This window comes from Streptomyces sp. NPDC004838 (assembly GCF_053600955.1).
Genome location: NZ_JBSGAW010000033.1, coordinates 1 through 22,649, shown reverse-complemented (window position 1 = coordinate 22,649; position 22,649 = coordinate 1). Strand labels below are relative to the sequence as shown.

The following is a 22,649-nucleotide window of genomic DNA, read 5'->3' as shown; positions in this document are numbered from 1 at the left end:
CCACAAGAGGAATGACGCCGTCCGCATTCCACGGGGACACGTGGAATGCGGCGACTGAGACGCCAATCATCTTTACGCACTGAGAGTGAACTTCCAGACACTGGGCGTCAGTTCACTCCAAAGAGGGGTTTCCGATCCTGTATTCGATTCATGAGGCACGGACGTTCCCTTTTTCCCCGCCCTCGAAGGCGACGAGGGCGTACGCCGGTCAAGTGCAGGGAATCCCACAAAAAGGGTCTTAACGACCGTCCACCCCGAGAAGTCACGCTCGGTCAACACGGCGATGACCGCACGGCGGGCGGATCAGCCCACGATCCGCCCGTTCACGACCACCCGGCGCGGATCCGCGAGCGCCCTGACGTCCGCCCGCGGATCCGTGCCGTAGACCACGAGATCCGCGGGTGCGCCCTCGTCGAGCCCCGGGCGGCCGAGCCAGGCCCGCGCGCCCCAGGTGGTCGCCGAGAGCGCCTCGAGCGGCGGAATCCCGGCTTTCACCAGTTCCGCGACCTCGGCCGCGACCAGACCGTGGGGCAGCGAGCCGCCCGCGTCGGTGCCGACGAAGACCGGGACGCCGGCGTCGTACGCCGACCGGACCGTGTCGTACCGGCGCTCGTGCAGCCGCCGCATATGGGCGGACCAGACGGGGTACCGCTCCTGACCGCCGTCCGCCAGCGCGGGGAAGGTGGCGATGTTGACCAGCGTCGGGACGATGGCGACCCCGCGCTCGGCGAAGAGCGGAATCGTGTCCTCGGTGAGCCCGGTGGCATGTTCGACACAGTCGATTCCCGCCTCGACCAGATCCCGGAGGGAGTCCTCGGCGAAGCAGTGCGCGGTCACCCGCGCCCCCAGCCGGTGCGCTTCGGCGATCGCCGCCTCGACCGCGCCGCGCGGCCAGCACGCGGACAGATCCCCGACCTCGCGGTCGATCCAGTCGCCGACGAGCTTGACCCAGCCGTCGCCCCGCCGGGCCTCTCGGGCCACATAGGCGACCAGGTCGCCGGGCTCGATCTCATGGGCGTAGTTGCGGATGTAGCGGCGGGTGCGCGCGATATGGCGGCCCGCCCGGATGATCTTCGGAAGGTCCTCGCGCTCGTCGATCCAGCGGGTGTCGGAGGGCGATCCCGCGTCCCTGATCAGCAGGGTTCCGGCGTCCCGGTCGGCGATCGCCTGCTTCTCGCTGGTCGAGTCGTCCACCGGTCCGTGCCGGTCCAGCCCCACATGACAGTGCGCGTCGACCAGCCCCGGCAGCGCCCACCCCTCGACGGTCAGCGCGTCGCCGGAGCGCGACGGCCTCTCGTAGGTGACGCGCCCGCCCACGACCCACAGCTCATCGCGTACGTCGTCGGCGCCGACGAGCACCCGCCCCTTCACATGAAGCACCACGTGATCACTCATATCTGCCATCAGGACCTAGCCGGGGGACGCCCCGCTTGAGCGGGGTGGGGAATGGCTTCTCGGCCCTGCTCTGACCTCAGCGGGGCCCATGGATCTGCACTGTTCACCCGTACTGCCTCTCGGTCGCACTAGACTTAGCAAGTGTGTATAGTAATCACGTGACTGTGACCAGGAAGGTTCGCCGGTTCTCCGGCGGCGTGTACGACCTCGGGCTCCACGTGGTGTGGTGCCCGAAGTACCGCCGCCCGGTCCTCGACGGCCGGGTCGCGGAACGTCTGGACGAGCTGATCCGGGCCAAAGCGGATGAACACGGGTGGGAGATCATCGCCCTTGAGGTGATGCCGGACCACGTGCACCTCTCCGTCAAGCACGATCCGAAGTCGTCCGCCTCCTATGTGGCGAACCAGTTCAAGGGTCTCACCTCCCGCGTGCTGCGGGCCGAGTTCCCGCACTTGAAGTCACAGATGCCCACACTGTGGTCGTCGTCGTACTTCGCCGCCTCGGTCGGCGCGGTATCGGCGGCGACGGTGGAGGAGTACATCGACACCCAGTGGGAGCGCCCCTGGAAGAAGGGCGAGAAGGAGGCGTGGAAGTGATCCGCGCCTACAAATTCCGTCTTCGCCCGACCGCGCGCCAGAAGCGGGCCCTGAGCGAGATGCTCCGGGATCACTGCTCGCTCTACAACGGCGCGCTCCAGGAACGCCGGGACGCCTGGCGGCACAGTTCGAAGACCTCGGTCACCTACGGGCAGCAGTCCGCCCAGCTCAAGGAGATCCGCACCGTCGACCCCGAGCGTCAGGGCCGCTGGTCCTTCTCCTCGCAGCAGGCGACGCTGCGCCGCCTGGACAAGGCGTTCGCCGCGTTCTTCCGGCGCCTGAAGGCCGGTCGGACGCCGGGCTACCCCAGGTTCAAGGGCGTCGGCCACTTCGACACCGTGACCTTCCCCAGGAACGGCGACGGATGCCGCTGGGACTCCACCCCGCACGACACCCAAACCCGCCTACGCCTGCAAGGCGTCGGGCACGTCCGCGTGCACCAGCACCGCCCGGTGCGCGGCCGGGCCAAGACCATCTCGGTCAAGCGCGAGGGCGGGCACTGGTACGTCGTCCTCGCCTGCGACGAGGTGCCCGCCGAACCGCTCCCCGCCACCGGCGGCATCGTCGGCATCGACATGGGCGTGACGCACTTCCTCACCACGTCCAACGGTGAGCACGTCGCCAATCCGCGCTTCCTCGAATCCTCCGCCGAAGCCCTGGCCGCAGCCCAGCAGCATCTTTCGACGTTCCCCCAGCGCACCCGACGCCGCACGAAGAAGCACCGGGCCGCAGCGCGGAAGGCCGCCAGGCTGCACGCCAAGATCCGGCGCCAGCGCCTGGACCACCACCACAAAGCCGCAAACGCGCTCGTCGCCGGGAACGACGTGATCGCGCACGAGAAACTGAACACCGCCGGGATGACCAAGAGACCGGCACCCAGGCCCGACCCCGAGACCCCCGGCGGCTTCCTGCCGAACGGGGCCGCCTCCAAAGCCGGGCTCAACCGCAGCATCCTCGACGCGGGCTGGGGACTGTTCCTCGGAATCCTGGCGCAGAAGGCTGAGAGTGCCGCTCGCCGCGTGATCCCGGTAGACGCCCGCAACACCTCCCGCACCTGCCCCGAATGCGGGCACGTCGCCAAGGAGAACCGCGTCACCCAGGCAAAGTTCGAGTGCACCGCATGCGGCTTCCTCGCGAACGCCGACCACGTAGGCGCGCTCAACGTGCTCAACAGGGCCGGGCTGACCCTCTGCCACGGTGCCCAGCCACCGACACAGGAAACCCGCCGCCTTTAGCGGTAGGTGGAGTCACATCTGCACTGTACGAGGGGGCCCTGGGTACCCTCGACCGAGAGCTCCCGGCCCCCGCCGGGAGGACCCATGTCGAAGAAGGCACCACCGTGACGCATCCGTTTCTGGACCTCCCCCCGCTGACCGCCGCCCATTTCGCGGGCATCGAACGGCGGGTGGCCGCGCTGCTCGGCACCGAACAGGATGTGGTGATCACCCAGGGCGAGGCGCTGCTCCCCCTGGAGGGCTGCATCCGCGCCGGCGCACGGCCCGGTTCGACCGCGCTGAACGTGGTGACGGGCCCGTACGGGCAGACGTTCGGGAACTGGCTCCGGGACTGCGGCGCCGAGGTCGTCGATCTGGAGGTTCCCTTCCACACGGCGGTGACCGCAGAGCAGGTGGAACAGGCCCTGGCCGCCCGCCCGGAGATCGACTTCGTCTCACTGGTGCACGCGGAGGCGGCCACCGGCAACACGAACCCGGTCGCGGAGATCGGCGAGGCGGTGCGCGCCCACGGCGCGCTCTTCATGCTGGACGCGGTGGCCTCCGTCGCCGCCGAGCCGCTGCTGCCGGACGTCTGGGGCGTGGACCTGTGTGTGATCGGCGCGCAGAAGGCGATGGGCGGCCCGGCCGGGGTGTCGGCTGTGTCGGTGAGCGAACGCGCCTGGCGGCGGTTCGCGTCGAATCCGGCCGCGCCCCGGCGCTCGTACCTCTCCCTCCTGGACTGGAAGGAGCGCTGGATCGACGGTGGCCGCAAGGCGCTGCTGCACGCGCCCGCGCAGCTGGAGATGCTGGCGTTGGAGGCGTGCGTGGAGCGCGTTGAAGCGGAGGGGCTCGACGCGGTGATGGCGCGTCACGCCTCGGCCGCCGCGGCGACCCGCGCCGGGGCCACCGCGCTCGGTGGCGGCCTCGAACCGTATGTGTACGAGGCACGGGACGCCGCTCCGGTGGCGACGACGCTCCGCGCCCCGGCCGGGGGCAACGCCTCCGAACTGGTCGCGAAGGCGCTGTCCGCCGATCCCTCCCTGCCGCTGATCGCGGGCGGAGGCCCGCTCGCCAAGGAGATGATCCGCGTCAACCACTACGGCGTGGACGCCACGCGCGGCGCGGTGCGCTCCTCGCTCGCGGCGCTGGGCGCGGCCCTCGCCGAGACGGGTGCCGTGGTCGATCTGGAGGCCGCGGGGCGAGCGGTCACCGAAGCCTGGCGATAAGAGAAAGCCATATATCCAGGAATTGAATCCGAGCAAGAACCCAAAGCATTAAGAAACACGGGAAGCCGTCTTTTCGAAGACAGCTTCCCGTTTTCTTCTGCCCCGGTTCTCCAACCCTAAACGCCAAGGTTCCGACAAGATCGATCCACCGGTCTCACGGTGTGACCGACTCCACACTGCGACCGTTTCATCACTTATCTACCGTACAAACGGTCATAAATCTCCCACTCTTCATATCGGCGGTCGCGCCCGCGCGATAACACATGGACCGCCTTCACCCAACCCTTCTCCGCCATGCATTTCTCAATTTCCCTAGGTAAATTTCCTGGGCATGACCGCCGCGCAAGACCAACTTGTACGAGCCGCACCTCATGCCACGCCCCACACCCCGTCTGACAGCGAATTCACAGATATCGGAACGCCCCGTGTGGAGGACGGAGCCGCGATGTGGCGCATCGCCCGCGACTCCGAGGTCCTGGACCTCAACTCCTCGTACAGCTATCTGCTGTGGTGCCGCGACTTCTCGGCCACCTCCCTGGTGGCGCGCGACCTCGACGGCGAACCGATCGCCTTCGTCACCGGGTACGCCCGGCCCGACCGCCCCCAGACCCTGGTCGTCTGGCAGATCGCCGTCGACCGGGAGCACCGGGGGCGCGGGCTCGCCGGCACCCTGCTGGACGCGCTGACCTCCCGGGTCGCCGGCGACCTCGGAATCCGGGAGCTGGAGACGACCGTCACGCCCGACAACACCGCGTCCGATCGGCTGTTCACCGCGTACGCGGAACGCCACGGCGCCCGGCTCGAACGCGAAGTCCTCTTCGAGGGCGCGCTGTTCCCGCGGACGCCGCGGGAATCGGCGAACGCCGGGGATCCCGAGCGCGCCGGGAATCCCGCGCCGGTCGACAGCGCCGCGGACCTCACAGACCACGCGGACCACGCGAACTCGGGCCGCACGAACTCGGGCCGCACGAACGCGGACCGCGCGAACTCGGACCGCGCGAACTCGGGCCGCACGAACGCGGACCGCGCGAACTCGGGCCGCACGGGCCCAGGCTCCACGGACCACGCGGACCGCACCGGTTCCGCGGGCCACCCGGTTCCCGGCGAGGACGCGCATCAGCCGGAAGTCCTCTACCGCATCAGCCCCATCTCCGCCTGACCGACCCCATCGGGAGACCGCTGTGACCATCACCCCGCCCGCCCTGAGCGTCTTCGAGACCCTGGAGTCGGAGGTGCGCAGCTACTGCCGCGGCTGGCCCGCCGTCTTCGACCGCGCGCAGGGCAGCCGCCTCCACGACGAGGACGGCCACACCTACCTCGACTTCTTCGCCGGTGCCGGATCGCTCAACTACGGCCACAACAACCCGGTGCTGAAACGCGCACTCATCGACTACATCGAACGCGACGGCATCACCCATGGCCTGGACATGGCCACCACGGCGAAACGGGCCTTCCTGGAGTCGTTCCAGAACATCGTCCTGCGACCGCGCGATCTGCCGTACAAGGTGATGTTCCCCGGACCGACCGGTACCAACGCGGTCGAGTCGGCGCTGAAGCTGGCCCGTAAGGTGAAGGGCCGCGAGTCGGTCGTCTCCTTCACCAACGCCTTCCACGGCATGTCGCTCGGATCGCTCGCCGTCACCGGCAACGCCTTCAAACGTGCCGGGGCCGGAATCCCCCTGGTCCACGGCACGCCGATGCCGTTCGACAACTACTTCGACGGCCGGGTCCCGGATTTCCTCTGGTTCGAACGCCTGCTGGAGGACCAGGGATCCGGGCTCAACAAGCCGGCCGCGGTGATCGTCGAGACCGTGCAGGGCGAGGGCGGGATCAATGTCGCCCGGCCCGAGTGGCTGCGCGCGCTCCAGGCCCTGTGCGAGCGGCAGGACATGCTGCTGATCGTGGACGACATCCAGATGGGCTGCGGCCGCACCGGGGGCTTCTTCTCGTTCGAGGACGCCGGCATCACCCCGGACATCGTGACTCTCTCGAAGTCCATCAGCGGCTACGGGCTGCCCATGTCGCTCTGCCTGTTCAAGCCGGAGCTGGACGTCTGGGAGCCGGGCGAGCACAACGGCACCTTCCGCGGCAACAACCCGGCGTTCGTCACCGCCGCCGCCGCACTGGACGCCTACTGGGCCGACGGGCAGATGGAGAAGCAGACCCTGGCCCGCGGCGAGCAGGTCGAACAGGCCCTGCTCGCCATCGCGAACGAGAGCACCGAGCCCGGTGTGTCCTTCCGGGGCCGGGGCCTGGTGTGGGGTCTCGAGTTCCCGGACAGTTCGCGTGCGTCGGCGATCTGCGCCCGCGCGTTCGAACTGGGGCTGCTCCTGGAGACCTCCGGCCCGCTGGGCGAGGTCGTGAAACTGCTGCCCGCGCTCACCGTGACCCCCGAGGAACTGGACGAGGGCCTGCGCATCCTCGCCCGCTCCGTACGCGAGACGGCCTGACCTCCCCGTACGCCCACCGCACCCGACCCGTGGCCCCACACACAGCCCCGTACCGCAGGAGAAAGGCGGCAACGCACCGTGATCGTCCGATCGTTCAAGGACATCGAGAACACCGAGCGCCATGTGAGATCCGCGTCCGGCACCTGGGAGAGCAAGCGGATCGTGCTCGCGAAGGAGAAGGTGGGCTTCTCCCTCCACGAGACCGTGCTGTACGCGGGCACGGAGACGTCGATGTGGTACGCGAACCACATCGAGGCCGTGCTCTGTGTGGAGGGTGAGGCCGAACTCACCGACGACGAGACGGGCCGGACCCACTGGATCACGCCCGGAACGATGTATCTGCTCGACGGGCACGAGCGCCACACCCTGCGCCCGAAGACCGACTTCCGCTGTATCTGCGTCTTCAACCCGCCCGTCACCGGGCGGGAGGACCACGACGAGAACGGCGTCTATCCCCTGATCACCGAGGAGGGCTGAACCATGGCGACCGCCGCCGCCGTACGCAGCGATCTCTACCCGACCCGTGGCACGGCCGAGGTGGTGACCCCACGTCAGGACCCGGTCGTCTGGTCGGCGCCGGGCACGCCGGGTCCGATGGTCCCGTCCGACCTCGACGCCTTCGAGCGTGACGGTTTCCTCGGCGTCCCGGACCAGATATCCGACGGCGAAGTGGCTCTCTACCGCGCGGAGATGGACCGGCTGATCGCCGATCCCGCCGTACGCGCCGACGAGCGCTCGATCATCGAGCCGAAGTCGCAGGACGTACGCTCGATCTTCGAGGTGCACCGGATCAGCGAGGTCTTCGCCGCGCTGGTGCGCGACGAGCGCGTGGTGGGCCGGGCGCGGCAGATCCTCGGCTCGGATGTGTACGTCCACCAGTCCCGTATCAATGTGAAGCCGGGCTTCGGGGCGTCGGGGTTCTACTGGCACTCGGACTTCGAGACCTGGCACGCGGAGGACGGGCTGCCGAACATGCGCGCCGTGTCGGTCTCCATCGCGCTGACGGAGAACCGTGACACCAACGGCGGCCTGATGATCATGCCGGGGTCGCACCGGACGTTCCTGGGATGCGCCGGCGCGACTCCGCAGGACAACTACAAGAAGTCGCTGCGGATGCAGGACGCCGGGACCCCGTCCGACGCGGCGCTGACCCGGCTCGCCGATCAGCACGGCATACGGCTGTTCACCGGCCGGGCGGGATCGGCGACCTGGTTCGACTGCAACTGCATGCACGGCTCGGGGGACAACATCACCCCGTATCCGCGCAGCAATGTCTTCATCGTGTTCAACAGCGTGGAGAACGCGGCGGTGACGCCGTTCGCGGCGCCGGCGCCGAGGCCGGAGTTCATCGGGGCACGGGACTTCACACCCGTGCGGTAGGCCCGTCCGTACGGCAGGAGCACGGGAACGGGAGGGGGCTGGCACCCGGCACCACGGGGACGGGGACGGGAGAGTGCGGGCCCCCGGCCCCGCTGCCCCTCCCGTTCCCGTCCCCGTGTGTTCCCCCTCCTGTGCCGTGTGTTCTCCCTGCCTCCCGTGATCCCCCTGCCCCCCGTCTCGCTGCCCCCCATCTCGCTGTCCCCGTGTGCCCCCGTCCCGGTGCCGCCTCGATTCCCCGCCGAGGAGGAGCGGGTACCGGGCTCAGACCGTGCTCAGGGTCGGGTAGTCCGTGAATCCCTTGTGGTCGCCGCCGAAGAACGTGGTGGGGTCGGGGGTGTTGTACGGGCCCGCCGCCTTCAGCCGGACCGGCAGGTCCGGGTTGGCGAGGAAGAGCGCGCCGTAGGCGAGCACATCGGCCGTGCCGTTCTCGATCAGTTCGAGCGCGCCATGGTCGGTCGGTCCGTCGGTCGCGGCGTTGAGGACGATCGTGCCGGAGTACTCCTTGCGCAGTGCGAGGGTCAGATCACGCAGCTCGGGCGCACCCTCCAGAATGTGCAGATAGGCGAGTCCGATCGGGTCGATTTCCCGTACGAGCGCGGTGTAGAGGGGCTGCGGCTCGGGCTCCTCGATGCTGTTGACCGGGACGCTGGGAGAGATGCGCAGCCCGGTCCGGGACGGGCCGATCTCCTTGACGACCGCCTGGACGACCTCCAGGGCGAAGCGGATCCGGCCCTCGATCGTGCCGCCCCACTCATCGGTGCGCAGGTTGGTGTTCGGGGCGAGGAACTGGTGGATGAGGTAGCCGTTGGCGCCGTGCAGCTCGACGCCGTCGAAGCCCGCGTCGACGGCGTTGCGGGCGGCGGAGACGAAGTCGTCGACCGTGGTCCCGATCTCGTCCGCCGTCAGCTCGCGCGGGGCGAGGAAGTCCTTCGGCCCCTCCTTGGTGAAGACCTGTCCCTCGGCGGCGACGGCGGAGGGGGCCACGGGGTGGAGATCGCCCGGCAGCAGATCCGGGTGCCCGATCCGGCCGGCGTGCATGATCTGGGAGAAGATCGTGCCGCCGCGGGCGTGGACGGCGTCGGTGACCTTACGCCATGCGGCGACCTGCTCCGCGCTGTGCAGACCGGGGGTGTCGGGGTAGCCCTGGCCGACGACGGATGGCTGGATTCCCTCGGTGATGATCAGACCGGCCGAGGCGCGCTGCGCGTAGTACTCGGCGACCAGCTCGGTCGGCGAGAGGCCGGGACCGTAGGCGCGGCTGCGGGTCATCGGCGCCATGGCGATACGGTTCGCGAGCTGCCGGCCCGACAGGTCGATCGGGTCGAATGCGGTGGTCATGGAGGCTCCCAAGAAGATATGTGGTCGGCCAAGCATCTCTGCCGGGAGTCACTGTAGCGCATTTACTTGGTCGGCCAATGCACGATTATTGGCCGACCAAGGTAAAATTTCTGCGAGACACTGGCCAGGAACCGGGGAACACTTTCCGCCAGTCCAGAGCCAGCGCTCCCGAGGAGTCCCGATGAAGTCCGAGGCCGCGACCGACCCTGTCTGCGACGAGCAGCTCGCCGGACTGCCGCTAGGGAACGAATCCGCCTGCGCGGAGGCCGTGTCGGCCTCCGCTCTCGGCGGTCCCGTCGGATACTCGGTCGCCCGCGTCGCCCGGCTGCACCGGATGGCCGCGGGCAAGAAGCTCAGGGCGCTCGGGCTCTACCCCGGCCAGGAGTTCGTCATGCTCCACCTGTGGCAGGCGGGCCCGGTACGGCAGTCCGAACTGATCAAAGCCGCGGACCTGGACCCGTCCACGGTGACCAAAATGCTCCAGCGCCTCGAACAGGCGGGCCATGTCCGCCGCAGCCCCGACCCCGCCGACCGCCGCGCGGTCCTCGTGGAGGCCACGGAGAAGAGCTGCGGCCTCCGCTGGGCGGTCCAGGAGTCCCTCGGAACCCTCGAAGAGCAGACCCTCGCGGGCCTGGAGGAGACCGAGCGGGCCGAGCTGACCCGGCTGCTGTCCAAGGTGGAGGCCAATCTCTGCGAACAGACGGCGGACTGCCACGGTACGGGCTGACACGGCACGGACTGATTATTTGAGGGCTCGGTTCTCCCCCGGACTCCGTCCGGGGGGGGACCCCACGGGGCGCTCCAGCGTCTGTCGACGGTCGACCGTGCTCGACCGCTCGTACCTCACAGCCTCCGCGCGCTCTCCCTCTCGACACCCGCACGCCGGAGGGTCACGTCCCGGCCGCCGCCCGCGCCAGCGAGCCCAGCGTGCGGTCCACATCGTCCTGTGAGTTGTACAGGTGAAACGCCGCTCTCAGGTTGCCCGCGCGATCCGAGACGACGATCCCCTCCCTGAGCAGCTCCGGGGCCCGGTGGCCGAGACCGGGAACCGCGACGATCGCGGAGTCGCCCGGCAGGGCGGAAAGCCCGATCTCCGCCAGCCCCTCACGGAACCGCCGGGCGAGGGCGGTGTCGTACGCGTGGACGGCGTCGACGCCGATCTCCTCCAGCAGTGCCAGCGACCGCGCCGCCCCGTGATACGCCATGGACGCCGGCGACTCGTCGAAGCGGCGCGCCGAGCGGGCGAGCCGCTCGACCGGTCCGTAGACGGTCCAGTCCTCGGAGGCGAAGGATCCCGCGAGGATCGGCGCCACCGACTCCTGGGCCTCCTCCGTGACCGTGAGAAAGGAGACCCCGTGCGGGCACAGCAGGAACTTGTACGCGCTCGTGACGGTGAAGTCCCACTCCCCCGCGTCCAGCGGCAGCCACCCCGCCGACTGGGTGGCGTCGACGAGCGTACGGGCGCCGTGCGCCGCCGCGGCGGCCCGTACCGCCGGGAGGTCGGCGATCCGGCCGTCGGCGGACTGCACCGACGAGAACGCCACCAGCGCCGTGTCCGGCCGCACGGCGTCCGGGAGATCCGCCAGCGGCGCGTACCGCAGCCGCAGGTCGCCGCGTACGGAGAACGGGGTGATGAGCGAGGTGTAGTCGCCCCGGGGGAAGAGGACCTCCGCACCGGCCGGCAGCGAGTTCGCGATCAGTCCGACATGCGCGGAGAGGGAGCCGCCGAGGGCGACACGGTCCTCGGCCACGGCGTTCAGCCGGGCGAAGGACCGCCGGGCGGCGGCGAACGCCGAGAAGTCGCCCTCCCTGCCGGGACGACCGGCCGCGAGTTCGCCCAGCAGGGCCGTCATGGCGGCGACTGCCCGGCCGGGCAGCACACCGGAGGACGAGGTGTTCAGATAGGTGTTGTCGGGTGTGAACTCGGCACCGCCCAGAGTCTCCATACGATCACACTGAGGTCCGGCCGGGCCCCGGTCAATCAGGACCCGGCCGGAGCCCACCGCCCGCGACGGCCGCTCAGGAGCCGCTCAGCGGGCGCTCCCGGGTACCTCGCACGACCCGTCCGTGTCACAGACGGCCGCGTCGGCCCCCTCGGCGGCAGCGGCGACACCCGCGATGGGAGTGATCTCCCGCCCCTTCCACGCCTGCTCCAGCGCCTGGGTGAACAGTTCCGCGGGCTGTCCGCCCGAGACTCCGTAACGACGGTCGAAGACGAAGAACGGCACCCCGTTCGCCCCCAGTTCGGCGGCCTCGCGCTCGTCGGCCCGTACGTCGTCGGCGTACCGGTCGCCCGCGAGGACCTCGCGGGCCTCGCCCTCGTCCAGTCCGGCCTCCACGGCGAGCGCCACCAGCACCTCCGGGTCGTACACGGACCGCTCCTCGGCGAAATTGGCCCGGTAGGCGAGGTTCAGCAGCTCGCCCTGGCGACCGTGCGCCCTGGCCAGATGCAGCAGCCGGTGGATGTCGAAGGTGCTGCCGTGGTCACGGCCCTCGGTGCGGTAGCCGAGCCCTTCGGCGCGCGCGTTGGAGGCGACGTTCTCCTCCATCGCGCGGACCTCCTCACGGGTACGCCCGTACTTCGCCGCCAGCATGTCGACGACGGACCCCGTGTCGCCCTTGGCACGGTTCGGGTCGAGTTCGAAGGAACGGTGCACCACCTCGACCTGGTCGCGATGGGCGAACTCCGCGAGCCCCTTCTCGAAGCGCGCCTTCCCGATGTAGCACCACGGGCAGGCGATGTCGCTCCATATCTCGACGCGCATGCTGACTCTCTCTCCAGGTGTTGAGGGCGTTCTCAGGGGACCCGTGGTTCCACGGGATCCACAGAACGGCAACGAGGACGGACCACGGACGTGCGGGGACGGATGCGTCCCTCGTGTCGTCAACACAACCGGCGAACGGGGCATTCCTCCCGTCGGGACCACGATCCTCCGCAGGTTTTCATGATCGGCGGCGGACGCGTCCGGGATCCGCGGGGCCCGGCCCGGCGGCGTTGCGCGATCGTGGCCGAGCCCGCCGGACGCCGCCACCCACACCGACCGCGCCGGTCCGCGCGAGAAGCCCCACGGGGAAGCGGGCGAGTGCTCAGCCCGCCGGGTTCTCGGCGGTTCCGTCCACCCGGCGCGGCAGGCCGAGGGGGTTGTCGTCGCGCAGTTCGGGCGGGAGGAGCGCCTCGGGAGTGGTCTGGTACGTGAGCGGGCGGAGCCAGCGCTCGATCGCCGTGGCACCGACCGAGGTCGCGGTGGAGGTGGTGGCCGGGTAAGGGCCGCCGTGGTGCTGCGCGGGGGCGACGGCGACGCCGGTGGGCCAGCCGTCCACGAGGACGCGTCCGGCGAGCGGGGTGAGCCCGGCCAGCAGTTCCGCGCCCCGGCCATCCCCCGCGGCCTCGGCGGCGGAGAGATGGAGGGTGGCGGTGAGATTGCCGGGGAGACGGTCCAGTACGGCGGTGATCTCGGCCTCGTCCGCATAGCGGGCGATGACGGTGACCGGGCCGAAGCACTCTTCGAGGAGCAGGTCGTGGGGGCCTTCGGCGGCCAGCAGCCGTGCCGGTACGGAGAGGAATCCGGCGCTGACGGTGTGCTCGCCGCCCGCTCCGGGGGTGATGGGGGCCTCGACGAACGGCAGCGCGGCCCGCTCCCGTACACCGTCGACGAAGGCGGCGCGCATCCGGTGGTCGAGCATCACTCCGGGCTCGGTCTCGCTGACGGCGGCCGTCAGGGCCGTCAGGAGCCGGTCGCCCGCTCCGCCCTCGGGGACGAGGACGAAGCCGGGCTTGGTGCAGAACTGGCCCTCGCCCTGGGTCATCGAGCCCGAGAGCCCCGTACCGATCCGCTCGGCCTTCTCGGCGGCGGCGGCCTCGGTGACGACGACTGGGTTGAGGGAGCCCAGTTCGCCGTGGAAGGGGATGGGTGAGGGGCGGGCGGCGGCCGCGTCGAAGAGGGCCCGCCCACCGCGTACGGAACCGGTGAATCCGGCCGCCGCGACCAGCGGGTGGCGCACCAGCCGGAGTCCGGCGTCGAAGCCGTGGACCAGGGTGACGACGTCCTCGGGCAGTCCGGCCTTCGCGGCGGCCCTGCGCAGGACGGACGCGCAGAGTTCGGAGGTGGCGGGGTGGTCGGGGTGCGCTTTGACGACGACCGGGCAGCCCGCCGCGAGCGCGCTGGCGGTGTCGCCGCCGGGGACGGAGAACGCGAGCGGGAAGTTGCTCGCGGCGTAGACGGCGACGACGCCGAGCGGGATCTTGTACCGGCGCAGATCCGGCCAGGGCGGGGTGCGGGAGGCGTCCGCGTGGTCGATCCGGACGTCGAGGAAGGCACCCTCGTCCACGACGTCGGCGAAGGCGCGCAACTGCCCGGTGGTGCGGGCGAGTTCGGCGGTGAGCCGGGTGGGGCCGAGTGCGGTCTCGGCGTCGGCGGCCTCGATGACGTGATCGCGCGCCGCGTCCAGCAGCTCGGCGGCGGTGCGCAGCAGCAGCGCCCGTGCGCTCCGGTCGGCGAGCGCGGCGCGTGCCGCGTGCGCGGCCCGGACGGCCTGGTCGATCTCCTCGGCCGAGGACTCGACCGCGACCTGCTCACGCGCGTTCCCGTTGCGGGGGTCGACACTCCAGACTGGTGCTGCTGCCACCGAGGCTTCCTTCCGGATCTTCCGTTCTGCTCCTGTCGCCCCTTACATCGCCATCCCCCAGGTCCCGTTCGATCTGTTCGGTGGTGTGAACAAAGTTCCTGATGATGAATGGCAGCTGAAGACTATTTCCGGGCGTTCCGCACGGTCAAGCAGGTCGGCAGCGGCCGAGAGGGCCCGCGGCGGCAGACGCGGCCGGGAGGGGACATGGAGCGATGTCGACGGCCGATTGCGGTGGTGGGGCGCGGGCCAAGTCGGCTGTACGGACGGTGGAGTTGCCGGAGCACTTCGCCGACCGCCCCGGCACGCACTCGCTCGCCGCGGTCCGATAGGTCGTCGGCTACCCCGAGTCGAGCCTGTATACATGCCGCTGCTTCGGCGTCGCGATCCCGTACCGCGCTCCGGCACGGGACCGCGATCAGCTGCTCGGTGCGGACCGCCCGGCTGCGCGGGCGTGAGCCGGGCGCTCGCCACCCGGCCCCGAGCCCCCGATGCCGTCGGGCGGACACGGCGCGGCCCGCCTCCGCCGTGCGGGGGAGGCGGATCACCCCGGCGCAGGAGGTGCAGGGCCGCCGCCGGCCGGGAGTGTGGCGGTCATGACACACAACCCGCTCCCCGCCGATCCGAAGGCCGCCCGGACACCCGGCGACTCGTCGGCCGGTCCCTCGGCCGGTCCCTCGGCCGGTCCCTCGGCCGGTCCCTTGACCGGTCCCTCGGTCGGTTCTCCGCCCATCGGCCGGGCGACGCGCGTGCGTTCCGTGCTGCGCGCCGTCACGATCGCCTCCTGTGTCCCGTATCTCGCCCTCAAGACCGCGTGGATCGCGGGCAGCCGGATCGGCGTGCCGGACGACAGCGTCCTGCTGGAGAACCGGGCCGGTTTCATCGTCCTCAACACCGTCACCGCGCTGATGGACGCGGCCGTCGTCGTCCTCGCCCTCCTGCTCACCCGGCCCTGGGGCAGGCGGGTCAGAGCCTGGTTCCTGACCTTCCCTGTCTGGACCGCGAGCGGACTGCTCGCCCCGATCATGGCGGGCTTCCCGTTCCAGCTGATCGCCCCGCTCTTCGACGGCGCGGAGAGAGCGGCCCCGCCCGAGGAGCCCTACCTTCACGACTGGGTCTTCCTCGTCGTCTACTGCGGCTTCATCGTCCAGGGCCTGGCGCTGGGCGCGCTGTTCGTGCTGTACGCCCGTGAGCGCTGGGAACCTCTGTGGCGCGCCCGGACCGGCGACGGGGTGCTGAGCACGACCGCCCGGCTCCCCCGGCTCGCCCTGGGCGCGGGGGCGCTGCTCGCCGTGTTCCCGGCCGTCGCGCATCTGCTCTGGATGAGCGGTTCGGCGTTCGGGTGGACCTCCGGCGAGGTCGCCTCCCGTACCGCGGAGTTCCACCTGCTGGAGGGTGTGCGGGCCGTTCTGGTGGCCGTGGCCGTCGCGGGCGCGGCGGCACTCCTCCTGCGCCGTGCGCACCGGCTGCCGGTGCGGCTCCCGCTCGCCGGCGTCTGGGTGGGCTCCGGCGCGATGGCGACCTGGGGCGGCCTCCTGACGCTCTCCTCACTGGGGGCGGAAGCACGCGCCAAGGAGGGCGTGACCGGCGTGTACACGCTCACCTACGCTGTGGAGATGGTCGCGGGCATCCTCCTCATCGCCGGCATCGCGGGGCTGTTGCGGCGGCACGGGCGGTGACGGCGCTCGTGCTCCGGGGCCATCGGGCGCTGTTCGGCGCCGGGGCCCGGATGCGCTGGCTCCATCTCATCCTGGGCGGTGCGCTGTTGATGCCGTACTGGCTCGCGTCGCTGGCGCTCGTCGGCACCCTCCGAGGTCCGCGGAACGAGTTCGTCGGCTCCCTGACGGACCAGTTCATGGCGTACGCCGTCGCCCTGCCCCTGGCCGCGCTGACCGCGCTCTCCCCGTCGGCGAGACCGCTGTCGGTGGCCGCGGCCAGGGCGCTGTGCGGGGTGCCCGCCTCCCGGTTCGCCGAGGGGCCCGCGCGGTCCCGGGCCGCACGGGTGCGGACGGCCGTCTGGTTCACCGCGCACACCGGGGTGGGCGGGCTGGTCGGCGGAATCTCGCTGGCGGTGCCGCCGTTGGCGGTGTGCCTGCTCCTGGCGCCGTTCGCGCCGGGGGTGAGGAGATGGCTCCAGCTCCCCGAGCTGTCGCCGGGGGCGCTGTCGGTGCTGCCGTTCGTCGGGGTGGCGATGCTGCTGGCCCTCGCCGCCGTCGCCGCGGCCGCCGGGTGGCTGGTGGCCCGGCTGGCGCCGGCGCTTCTCGGCCCGACCCCGGCGGACCGGCTCGCCGCCGCCGAGAGGCGCGCGACCGGACTGGCCGAACGCAACCGGCTCGCCCGCGAGTTGCACGACTCGGTGGGGCACGCGCTGAGCGCGGTGACGCTCCAGGCGGGCGCGGCCCGTCGCGTCCTCGACCATCCCGACGGCGACCAGGAGTTCGTACGGGAGGCACTGACCGTGATCGAGGAGACCGCCCGCCGCACGGTCGGCGAACTCGACTCCGTACTCGGCCTGTTGCGCGAGGACTCCGAACCGGCCGACGGGCCGGATCTCGGCGCGCTGGACGGTCTGCTCGCCCGCGGTGGCGTGCCCGTGACACTCACCTCGCACGGCGACACGGCGGCCGTCCCCCCACCGGTGTCGCGCGAGGCGTACCGCATCGTCCAGGAAGGGCTGAGCAACGCCCTGCGGCACGCCGGGGCGGCCCCGGTGTCCCTGTGGATCGCCCTGCGCGGTGAGGAGTTGGAGATCCGGATGGAGAATCCGCTGCCCGAGCGGGCGCCCGTGGTCCGTCCCGGAGGCGGTCGGGGGGTGCGCGGCATCACCGAACGCGCCACGCTGCTCGGCGGCGTGGCCCGGGCGGGGCCGGCGGACGGGAACTGGCTGCTGAGTGCCCGGCTGCCGCTGAACGGCCGCCGGGGCGGCCCGCCGGGAGGGCCCCGGTGAGCGCGGTGCGGGTCCTCCTCGCCGACGACGAGCGGATGGTCCGTACCGCACTGCGGGTCATCCTGGACGCGGAGCCCGATCTGGACGTGGTGGGCGAGGCGGCGACGGGCGCGGAAGCGGTGTCGGCGGTGCGGGAGCTGCGCCCGGACGTGGTGCTGATGGACGTACGAATGCCGGAGATCGACGGCATCCGTGCCACGGAGCGGATTCTGGCCACGGTGGAGCCCCCGCCGAGGATCGTGGTGGTGACGACGTTCGAGAACGACTCGTATGTGTACGACGCGCTCCGCGCGGGCGCGTCGGGTTTTCTGCTGAAGCGATCCGCCGCGGAGGAGCTGGTGCAGGCGGTCCGGCTGGTCGCCCGCGGCGACTGCGTGCTCTTCCCGGCCGCCGTGCGTTCCCTGGTCGCGGGTCACGGCTCGACGGTCGCCGGACGGCCGCCGGCCTGGGTGGCGCGGCTGACCGAGCGGGAGGCCGAGGTGCTGCGGCTGGTGGCGACGGGTCTGACGAACGCGGAGATCGCCGGACGGCTGGGCGTGGGGCCCGCGACGGTGAAGACGCATATGGCGGCGGTGCTGGCGAAGACGGGCGCGCGGGATCGCACGCAGGCGGTGATCGCCGCGTACGAGGCGGGGTTCGTCTCGCCCCGGTGATCCGGGGGGTCCGGGAGGTCCGGGGGGTCCGGAGGGGCCGGAGGTCGGGACGGTTCCGGGCGATCCGGGGCGGCGGCCGGGCGGTCGGGCCCGTATGAGGATTTCCTCAGAAAGACACCGCCGGGGAACCTCGTGATCCACCCCATTCGTCTTCACCTGGGATGAACAAGACAATCAGACACGTCGCCGCCTTCAGCCTGCTTCTGGTGCTCGCCCTGCTGGTGCAGGCCACCTGGGTGCAGGCGTACGACGCCAAGGCGCTCGCGGACAACGAGAACAACCGGCGCAAGGTCATCGACCAGTATGCCCAGCCGCTGGGCGACATCGTCGTGGCCGGATCACCCGTCACCGGCTCGGCCCGGACCACCGGCGGCGATCTCGCGTACAAGCGCACCTACACGGACGGCCCGCTCTACGCGGCGGTCACCGGCTACAGCTCGCAGGCATACGGTTCGACCCAGCTGGAGGGCATCTACAGCCAGGTCCTCGACGGCACGGACACCCGGCTGAAGAACCCCGTCGACGCGGTCACGCGCAAGCAGCAGACACCGGGCGATGTGCTGACCACCATCGACCCCGACGTCCAGCGGGCCGGGTACGAGGCGCTCGGCGACGCCAAGGGCGCGGCCGTCGCCCTCGACCCGAAGACCGGACAGATCCTGGGGCTGGTCAGCACCCCTTCGTACGATCCCTCGGTGATCGCCGGCACGTCGGACGCCGCCGCCTGGCAGAAGCTGCTGGACGATCCGGACAAGCCGCTGGTCAACCGGGCGCTGCGGCAGCCGCTGGCCCCCGGTTCGACGTTCAAGCTGGTCGTCGCCGCCGCCGCGCTGGAGGACGGGCTGTACGGCTCGGTGGACGAGGAGACCGAGAGCCCCATGCCGTACACCCTTCCCGGCACCACCCGGGTGCTGGAGAACGACATCCGCGACGCGCCCTGCGAGAACGCCTCCCTGCGCACGGCTCTGCGCTACTCGTGCAACAACGTCTTCGCGAAACTGGCGGTCGATCTGGGGCAGGACAAGGTCCGGGCGACGGCGGAGAAGTTCGGCTTCAACGACTCGGAGCAGGACGTTCCGGTACGGGCGTACGCCAGCGTCTATCCGACCGGTCTGGACAGGTCGCAGACGGCTCTCACGGGCATCGGGCAGTTCGATGTGACGGCCACTCCGCTCCAGATGGCCATGGTCTCCGCGGCGATCGCCAACGACGGGGTCATGGAGTCCCCGCACATGGTCTCCAAGGTCGTGGACTCCGACGGGACCACCCTCGACGCGTACGACGGCGACTCGCGGCGGATCGTCTCCGAGAGGACGGCCGAGCAGTTGCGCAGCGCGATGGTGACCGTCGTGGAGGACGGCACGGGCTCGAACGCGCGGGTCGAAGGGGCCGAGGTCGGCGGCAAGACCGGCACGGCCCAGCGCGGTGTGAACAACAGCGAGACGCCCTACGCCTGGTTCACCTCGTACGCCCAGGACGCGGAGACCGGCGAACAGATCGCCGTGGCGGTGCTGATCGAGGACGCGGGCGGCCCCCGCTCGGAGGTCAGCGGCAACGGCCTGGCCGCGCCGGTGGCCCAGAAGATGATCGCGGCGGCGCTCCGGTAGCGGCCTCAGAGCCCGGGCGAAGAGCCGGGGCCAAGACCCCGGGCGGCGCCCCTGGGCGTGCCGCCGTGCGGTGGCGGCCCAACGGCTCGGTCCATCCGGCTCGGGGCGGTGTGAGGGTTGGCGGGCGCGGTCGTCATGCCCCGTCCGCGTCGGGGGATTCAGCGCCCTTCGGCGATACGCGGGCGTCGGGGAAGGCCCGGCGGACGAACCCGCGGATGTGCTCGTGGAGGGCACGGGCGGCGGTCTTGCCGTCGCCGCTCCGCGCGAGCCGCAGGATCTCCCGGTGCTCGGCGGCCTCCCGTTCCCAGGACGGCCCGGCCGCCCAGGCGACGGCCGCCACCAGCGCGGCCTGGTCGCGCACGTCGTCAAGCATCCGGACGAGCAGCGGATTCCCGCAGGGCGCGTACAGCGCGCGGTGGAACCGCCGGTCGGCGAGGGAGCGTTCGGCCCCGTCGGCGGCGCGGTCGGCCGCCGCCAGCGCCTCGTCCGCCGCGTCCAGACCGGCGTCCCGCTCGACGGTACGGCGCAGCGCCTCCGGCTCCAGCAGCAACCGTACGTCGTACACCTGATGGGCCATGGCGGCGTCCACGGTCCGTACGGTGACGCCCCGGTACTGGCTCATCACCACGAGCCCGGTACCCGCGAGCGTCTTGAGCGCCTCCCGGACCGGGGTCTTGGACACCCCGAACCGCCCGGCCAGCTCGGTCTCGACGAGCGCCTGCCCCGGCCGCAGGCGTCCGGCGAGGATGGCGCGCCTGACGGCGTCGAGGACGTACTGGGTGCGGGAGGGGATGGGGGCCGGTGCCAAGGTCATCGGTACACGCTCTCGCTCTCCGACAGTCGCATATCAGATATGACGCATGACGCTAGAATCCGCCTCGGACCGCGTCAAGTGCGCCGACGAGGGCCTGACTTGGGGATTCTTCCTCATTCCGCCCGCGCCCTGCCCGGCGCGGAGAGGCCGGGTCCGGGAGCGCGGCCCCGGCAGGACGACCATCGCACACACCGGAACGCACACGCCACACCCCCGATCACCGCGGAAAACCGCGCCCCAGAGGGCTCACGCAGCCCATTCGCGACACACCCGACCGCACCCGGACCACTGCCGGATGCGGTCTCCCGGCTGCCGCTCAGGCGGGTTTGCGGATCTCCTCCCGGAGCATCCACGCCTGCTTCTCCAGGGCTCCGATGATCTCGTTGAGGATGTCGGCGGTGGTGGGATCCTCCGCGTCGACGCCGCCGTGGACCGTACGGGCGGTGTGCGCGGTGGCGTTCAAACGGGTGGTGACCAGGTCGACCACGGTGGTGGAGTCCTGCACGCCGGCGGGGAAGACGGGCAGGGTGGTGGTGGCGGCCACGGTGTCGGTGCGGGCGTCCGGGGCGGCGCCCAGGGCGCGCATCCGCTCGGCGACGGTGTCGCTGTACTCGCGGGCGGTGTCGACGATCTCGTCCAGTTGGAGGTGGAGGTCGCGGAAGTTGGGGCCGACGATGTTCCAGTGCGCCTGCTTGCCCTGGAGGCTCAGCTCGACCAGGTCGGCCAGGACCTGCTGGAGGGCCTCGGCCAGCTGCGGGGAGGCGGTGAAACCGGCCACCGGCTCGGTCTCGCCGCGGCGGTTGGAGTTGCCGGCATCACCGCGGAGGCGCTCCTGCGCGGGTGTGGACGGTGCGGCGGTCCGGGCGGCGAGGGCGAGGAGGGCGTCAGCGGCGGGGGCGGAGGAGGCGGGATTCTGGCCGGTGACGAGCAGGCCGTCGGTGAGGACGTACGGTTCCCAGTCGCCCGCCTTGGAGTAGTCGCCGCCGAGCCTGGTGAGTTCGTCCTCGACGAGGAAGGGAACCACATCGGTCAGGCCGACGGCGGCTTCCTCCTCGTTGGTGAACCCGGTGACCCTCCGGCCCTGGACCAGGGGTGCGCCGTCGGAGCCGGTGGCGTGGCGCAGGACGCCGGGAGCGTGGCAGACCAGGGCGAGGGGCTTGCCCGCACGCAGCGTGGTCTCGATGAGGCGGATGGAGTGCTGGTCCTCGGCGAGGTCCCACAGGGGGCCGTGGCCGCCGGGGTAGAAGACGGCGTCGAAGTCGTCGGCGGAGACGGTGTCGAGGCGGACGGTGCGGGCGAGGGCGGCCGTGGCGTCGGGGTCGGACTCGAAGCGGCGGGTGTCGTCGGTCTGGAAGCCGGGCTCGTTGCTCTTGGGGTCCAGCGGCGGTCGCCCGCCCTTGGGGGAGGCGAGGACGATGTCGGCGCCGGCGTCCTTGAAACGGTAGTAGGGGGCGGCCAGTTCCTCCAGCCAGAAGCCGGTCTTCCTGCCGGTGGCGCCGAGCTGGTCGTGCGAGGTGAGGACGATGAGGACCTTCACGGTCTCCCCTTCTCGTAGACCGGTCGCCTCTGTCGAGGCGACCGGGACGGTCCGCGCCGGAAGCGACGGCGCGGACCGTGGCGTATGGGTGGGCTGTTACAGGTGCAGAAGGCGGCGGGTGACCGCCGTCGCGGTGTCGAGCGGGACGGTGTCGCGGTGGATCTTGGCCATGACGGCGGCTCCGAGCCACAGGTCGTACAGGACTTGCGCGGTGGCACGGGGGTCGTCGTCGACGGTCAGTGAGTCGTCCTCGAGGCCGGCGATGACGGCCCGTTCCAGGCGGTCGATGATTGCGGCGGTGCCGTCCTTGAGCGCGAGCCGCATGGACTCCGACAGGTCGGCGACCTCGGCGCCGAGCTTGACGGCGAGGCACCCGCCCTGAAAGTCGTCGAGACTCTGTGTATCGCGCCAGTGCCGCCAGTAGTTCATCAGCCGCTCGGCCGAGGTCCGGCCCGGCTCGGCGAGGATGCGGTCCATGTCGGCGAGGTAGTCGGCGAAGTAGGACCTCATCATCGCCTCGCCGAAGGCGTCCTTTGAGGTGAAGTAGTGGTAGAAGGACCCCTTGGGCACGCCGGCCGCGGCGAGGACTTCATTGATACCCACCGCGGAGAACCCCTTGTGCGCCATGATCCGCTGGGCGGCGTCGAGAATCCTGCGGCGAGTGTCACTGTGGGTGGCCCGCATGGTTTCCACCTCCCTTCGAAGTAGACCAGTCAACTATGAGTGGTCGTGCGAGGCCGCCCACCCCCTGCGCCGCACAGGGGTCACTGGCGGAGGAAGTCGAGGAGGGTTTGGTTGATTTCGGTGGTGTGGGTGGTGAGGAGTCCGTGGGGTGCGCCGTCGATTTCGACGTAGGTGGCGGTGGGGAG

General features: G+C 71.0%; 20 protein-coding genes and 2 pseudogenes. 13 read left to right on the top strand and 9 right to left on the bottom strand.

The features are described from left to right. Positions 1-303: 303 nt before the first annotated feature. Positions 304-1,395: an amidohydrolase family protein gene (locus ACWEFL_RS30135; protein WP_451718521.1), complete on the bottom strand. Its 1,092-nt coding sequence runs from the start codon at positions 1,393-1,395 to the stop codon at positions 304-306. 164 nt (positions 1,396-1,559) lie between these two features. Here ACWEFL_RS30135 and tnpA point away from each other — a divergent pair, with 164 nt between their 5' ends. From tnpA to thpD, 7 genes and pseudogenes are all read left to right on the top strand, one after another. Beyond that, a complete protein-coding gene (tnpA, locus tag ACWEFL_RS30130) occupies positions 1,560-1,991 on the top strand; it encodes an IS200/IS605 family transposase (protein ID WP_451718691.1) in 432 nt (143 codons plus the stop codon). After that, entirely contained in the window at positions 1,988-3,226 is a 1,239-nt protein-coding gene (locus ACWEFL_RS30125; RefSeq protein WP_451718518.1) for an RNA-guided endonuclease InsQ/TnpB family protein, read from the top strand. Before tnpA ends, ACWEFL_RS30125 begins: the two co-directional genes overlap by 4 nt. A gap of 104 nt (positions 3,227-3,330) precedes the next feature. After that, positions 3,331-4,431 (top strand): pyridoxal-phosphate-dependent aminotransferase family protein, encoded by a 1,101-nt coding sequence (locus tag ACWEFL_RS30120; protein ID WP_451718515.1) that lies wholly within the window; start codon positions 3,331-3,333, stop codon positions 4,429-4,431. Between the two features lie 331 nt (positions 4,432-4,762). After that, positions 4,763-5,269, top strand: a pseudogene (gene ectA / locus ACWEFL_RS30115) (diaminobutyrate acetyltransferase); the annotation flags it as partial. A gap of 343 nt (positions 5,270-5,612) precedes the next feature. Beyond that, complete coding sequence (ectB, locus tag ACWEFL_RS30110; RefSeq protein ID WP_451718512.1) at positions 5,613-6,881, top strand: diaminobutyrate--2-oxoglutarate transaminase; 1,269 nt, start codon at positions 5,613-5,615, stop codon at positions 6,879-6,881. Between the two features lie 78 nt (positions 6,882-6,959). Then, on the top strand, positions 6,960-7,358 hold the full coding sequence (locus tag ACWEFL_RS30105; RefSeq protein ID WP_451718509.1) for an ectoine synthase: 399 nt from the start codon (positions 6,960-6,962) through the stop codon (positions 7,356-7,358). 3 nt (positions 7,359-7,361) lie between these two features. Continuing rightward, positions 7,362-8,261 (top strand): ectoine hydroxylase, encoded by a 900-nt coding sequence (gene thpD, locus ACWEFL_RS30100; protein ID WP_451718506.1) that lies wholly within the window; start codon positions 7,362-7,364, stop codon positions 8,259-8,261. A 261-nt stretch (positions 8,262-8,522) separates the two neighbouring features. Here thpD and ACWEFL_RS30095 read toward each other — a convergent pair whose 3' ends face one another. Next, a complete protein-coding gene (locus ACWEFL_RS30095) occupies positions 8,523-9,599 on the bottom strand; it encodes an alkene reductase (protein ID WP_451718503.1) in 1,077 nt (358 codons plus the stop codon). Between the two features lie 181 nt (positions 9,600-9,780). Here ACWEFL_RS30095 and ACWEFL_RS30090 point away from each other — a divergent pair, with 181 nt between their 5' ends. After that, on the top strand, positions 9,781-10,326 hold the full coding sequence (locus tag ACWEFL_RS30090) for a MarR family winged helix-turn-helix transcriptional regulator (protein WP_451718501.1): 546 nt from the start codon (positions 9,781-9,783) through the stop codon (positions 10,324-10,326). Positions 10,327-10,489: 163 nt separating this feature from the next. On the opposite strand, the gene ACWEFL_RS30085 is transcribed toward ACWEFL_RS30090, so the two are convergent. From ACWEFL_RS30085 to ACWEFL_RS30075, 3 genes are all read right to left on the bottom strand, one after another. Then, positions 10,490-11,545, bottom strand: a complete 1,056-nt coding sequence (locus tag ACWEFL_RS30085) for an aminotransferase class V-fold PLP-dependent enzyme (protein WP_451718498.1) — start codon at positions 11,543-11,545, stop codon at positions 10,490-10,492. Positions 11,546-11,629: 84 nt separating this feature from the next. Then, positions 11,630-12,364 (bottom strand): DsbA family oxidoreductase, encoded by a 735-nt coding sequence (locus tag ACWEFL_RS30080; RefSeq protein WP_451718495.1) that lies wholly within the window; start codon positions 12,362-12,364, stop codon positions 11,630-11,632. A gap of 322 nt (positions 12,365-12,686) precedes the next feature. After that, positions 12,687-14,225, bottom strand: a complete 1,539-nt coding sequence (locus ACWEFL_RS30075) for an aldehyde dehydrogenase (NADP(+)) (RefSeq protein WP_451718492.1) — start codon at positions 14,223-14,225, stop codon at positions 12,687-12,689. Positions 14,226-14,437: 212 nt separating this feature from the next. Here ACWEFL_RS30075 and ACWEFL_RS30070 point away from each other — a divergent pair. The 5 genes and pseudogenes from ACWEFL_RS30070 to ACWEFL_RS30050 form a co-directional block, all read left to right on the top strand. After that, positions 14,438-14,551, top strand: a pseudogene (locus ACWEFL_RS30070) (IclR family transcriptional regulator); the annotation flags it as partial. A gap of 267 nt (positions 14,552-14,818) precedes the next feature. Then, positions 14,819-15,901 carry a hypothetical protein gene (locus ACWEFL_RS30065; RefSeq protein WP_451718490.1) on the top strand — a complete coding sequence of 361 codons (1,083 nt, stop codon included), beginning with the start codon at positions 14,819-14,821 and terminating at the stop codon, positions 15,899-15,901. Next, positions 15,898-17,169 (top strand): sensor histidine kinase, encoded by a 1,272-nt coding sequence (locus tag ACWEFL_RS30060; protein ID WP_451718488.1) that lies wholly within the window; start codon positions 15,898-15,900, stop codon positions 17,167-17,169. Before ACWEFL_RS30065 ends, ACWEFL_RS30060 begins: the two co-directional genes overlap by 4 nt. A 35-nt stretch (positions 17,170-17,204) precedes the next feature. Then, entirely contained in the window at positions 17,205-17,822 is a 618-nt protein-coding gene (locus ACWEFL_RS30055) for a response regulator (RefSeq protein WP_451718689.1), read from the top strand. Between the two features lie 161 nt (positions 17,823-17,983). Continuing rightward, entirely contained in the window at positions 17,984-19,429 is a 1,446-nt protein-coding gene (locus ACWEFL_RS30050) for a peptidoglycan D,D-transpeptidase FtsI family protein (protein ID WP_451718485.1), read from the top strand. 133 nt (positions 19,430-19,562) lie between these two features. Here ACWEFL_RS30050 and ACWEFL_RS30045 read toward each other — a convergent pair whose 3' ends face one another. The 4 genes from ACWEFL_RS30045 to ACWEFL_RS30030 form a co-directional block, all read right to left on the bottom strand. Next, positions 19,563-20,243: a GntR family transcriptional regulator gene (locus tag ACWEFL_RS30045; protein ID WP_451718482.1), complete on the bottom strand. Its 681-nt coding sequence runs from the start codon at positions 20,241-20,243 to the stop codon at positions 19,563-19,565. A gap of 316 nt (positions 20,244-20,559) precedes the next feature. Next, positions 20,560-21,780, bottom strand: coding sequence for a ferritin-like domain-containing protein (locus ACWEFL_RS30040; protein ID WP_451718480.1), 1,221 nt, complete (start codon positions 21,778-21,780; stop codon positions 20,560-20,562). A gap of 96 nt (positions 21,781-21,876) precedes the next feature. Next, positions 21,877-22,464, bottom strand: a complete 588-nt coding sequence (locus ACWEFL_RS30035; RefSeq protein ID WP_451718477.1) for a TetR/AcrR family transcriptional regulator — start codon at positions 22,462-22,464, stop codon at positions 21,877-21,879. A gap of 80 nt (positions 22,465-22,544) precedes the next feature. Beyond that, positions 22,545-22,649, bottom strand: a 105-nt coding sequence (locus tag ACWEFL_RS30030; protein WP_451718686.1) for an alpha/beta fold hydrolase, incomplete at its 5' end; no start/stop codon positions are given.

What these genes read in the sequence shown, in the direction of transcription:
- ACWEFL_RS30135 (WP_451718521.1), bottom strand. Translation starts at nt 1,395, where the DNA reads ATGAGTGATCACGTGGTGCTTCATGTGAAGGGGCGGGTGCTCGTCGGC.
- thpD (WP_451718506.1), top strand. Translation starts at nt 7,362, where the DNA reads ATGGCGACCGCCGCCGCCGTACGCAGCGATCTCTACCCGACCCGTGGC.
- ACWEFL_RS30095 (WP_451718503.1), bottom strand. Translation starts at nt 9,599, where the DNA reads ATGACCACCGCATTCGACCCGATCGACCTGTCGGGCCGGCAGCTCGCG.
- ACWEFL_RS30090 (WP_451718501.1), top strand. Translation starts at nt 9,781, where the DNA reads ATGAAGTCCGAGGCCGCGACCGACCCTGTCTGCGACGAGCAGCTCGCC.
- ACWEFL_RS30085 (WP_451718498.1), bottom strand. Translation starts at nt 11,545, where the DNA reads ATGGAGACTCTGGGCGGTGCCGAGTTCACACCCGACAACACCTATCTG.
- ACWEFL_RS30080 (WP_451718495.1), bottom strand. Translation starts at nt 12,364, where the DNA reads ATGCGCGTCGAGATATGGAGCGACATCGCCTGCCCGTGGTGCTACATC.
- ACWEFL_RS30065 (WP_451718490.1), top strand. Translation starts at nt 14,819, where the DNA reads ATGACACACAACCCGCTCCCCGCCGATCCGAAGGCCGCCCGGACACCC.
- ACWEFL_RS30055 (WP_451718689.1), top strand. Translation starts at nt 17,205, where the DNA reads ATGGTCCGTACCGCACTGCGGGTCATCCTGGACGCGGAGCCCGATCTG.
- ACWEFL_RS30050 (WP_451718485.1), top strand. Translation starts at nt 17,984, where the DNA reads ATGAACAAGACAATCAGACACGTCGCCGCCTTCAGCCTGCTTCTGGTG.
- ACWEFL_RS30045 (WP_451718482.1), bottom strand. Translation starts at nt 20,243, where the DNA reads ATGACCTTGGCACCGGCCCCCATCCCCTCCCGCACCCAGTACGTCCTC.
- ACWEFL_RS30035 (WP_451718477.1), bottom strand. Translation starts at nt 22,464, where the DNA reads ATGCGGGCCACCCACAGTGACACTCGCCGCAGGATTCTCGACGCCGCC.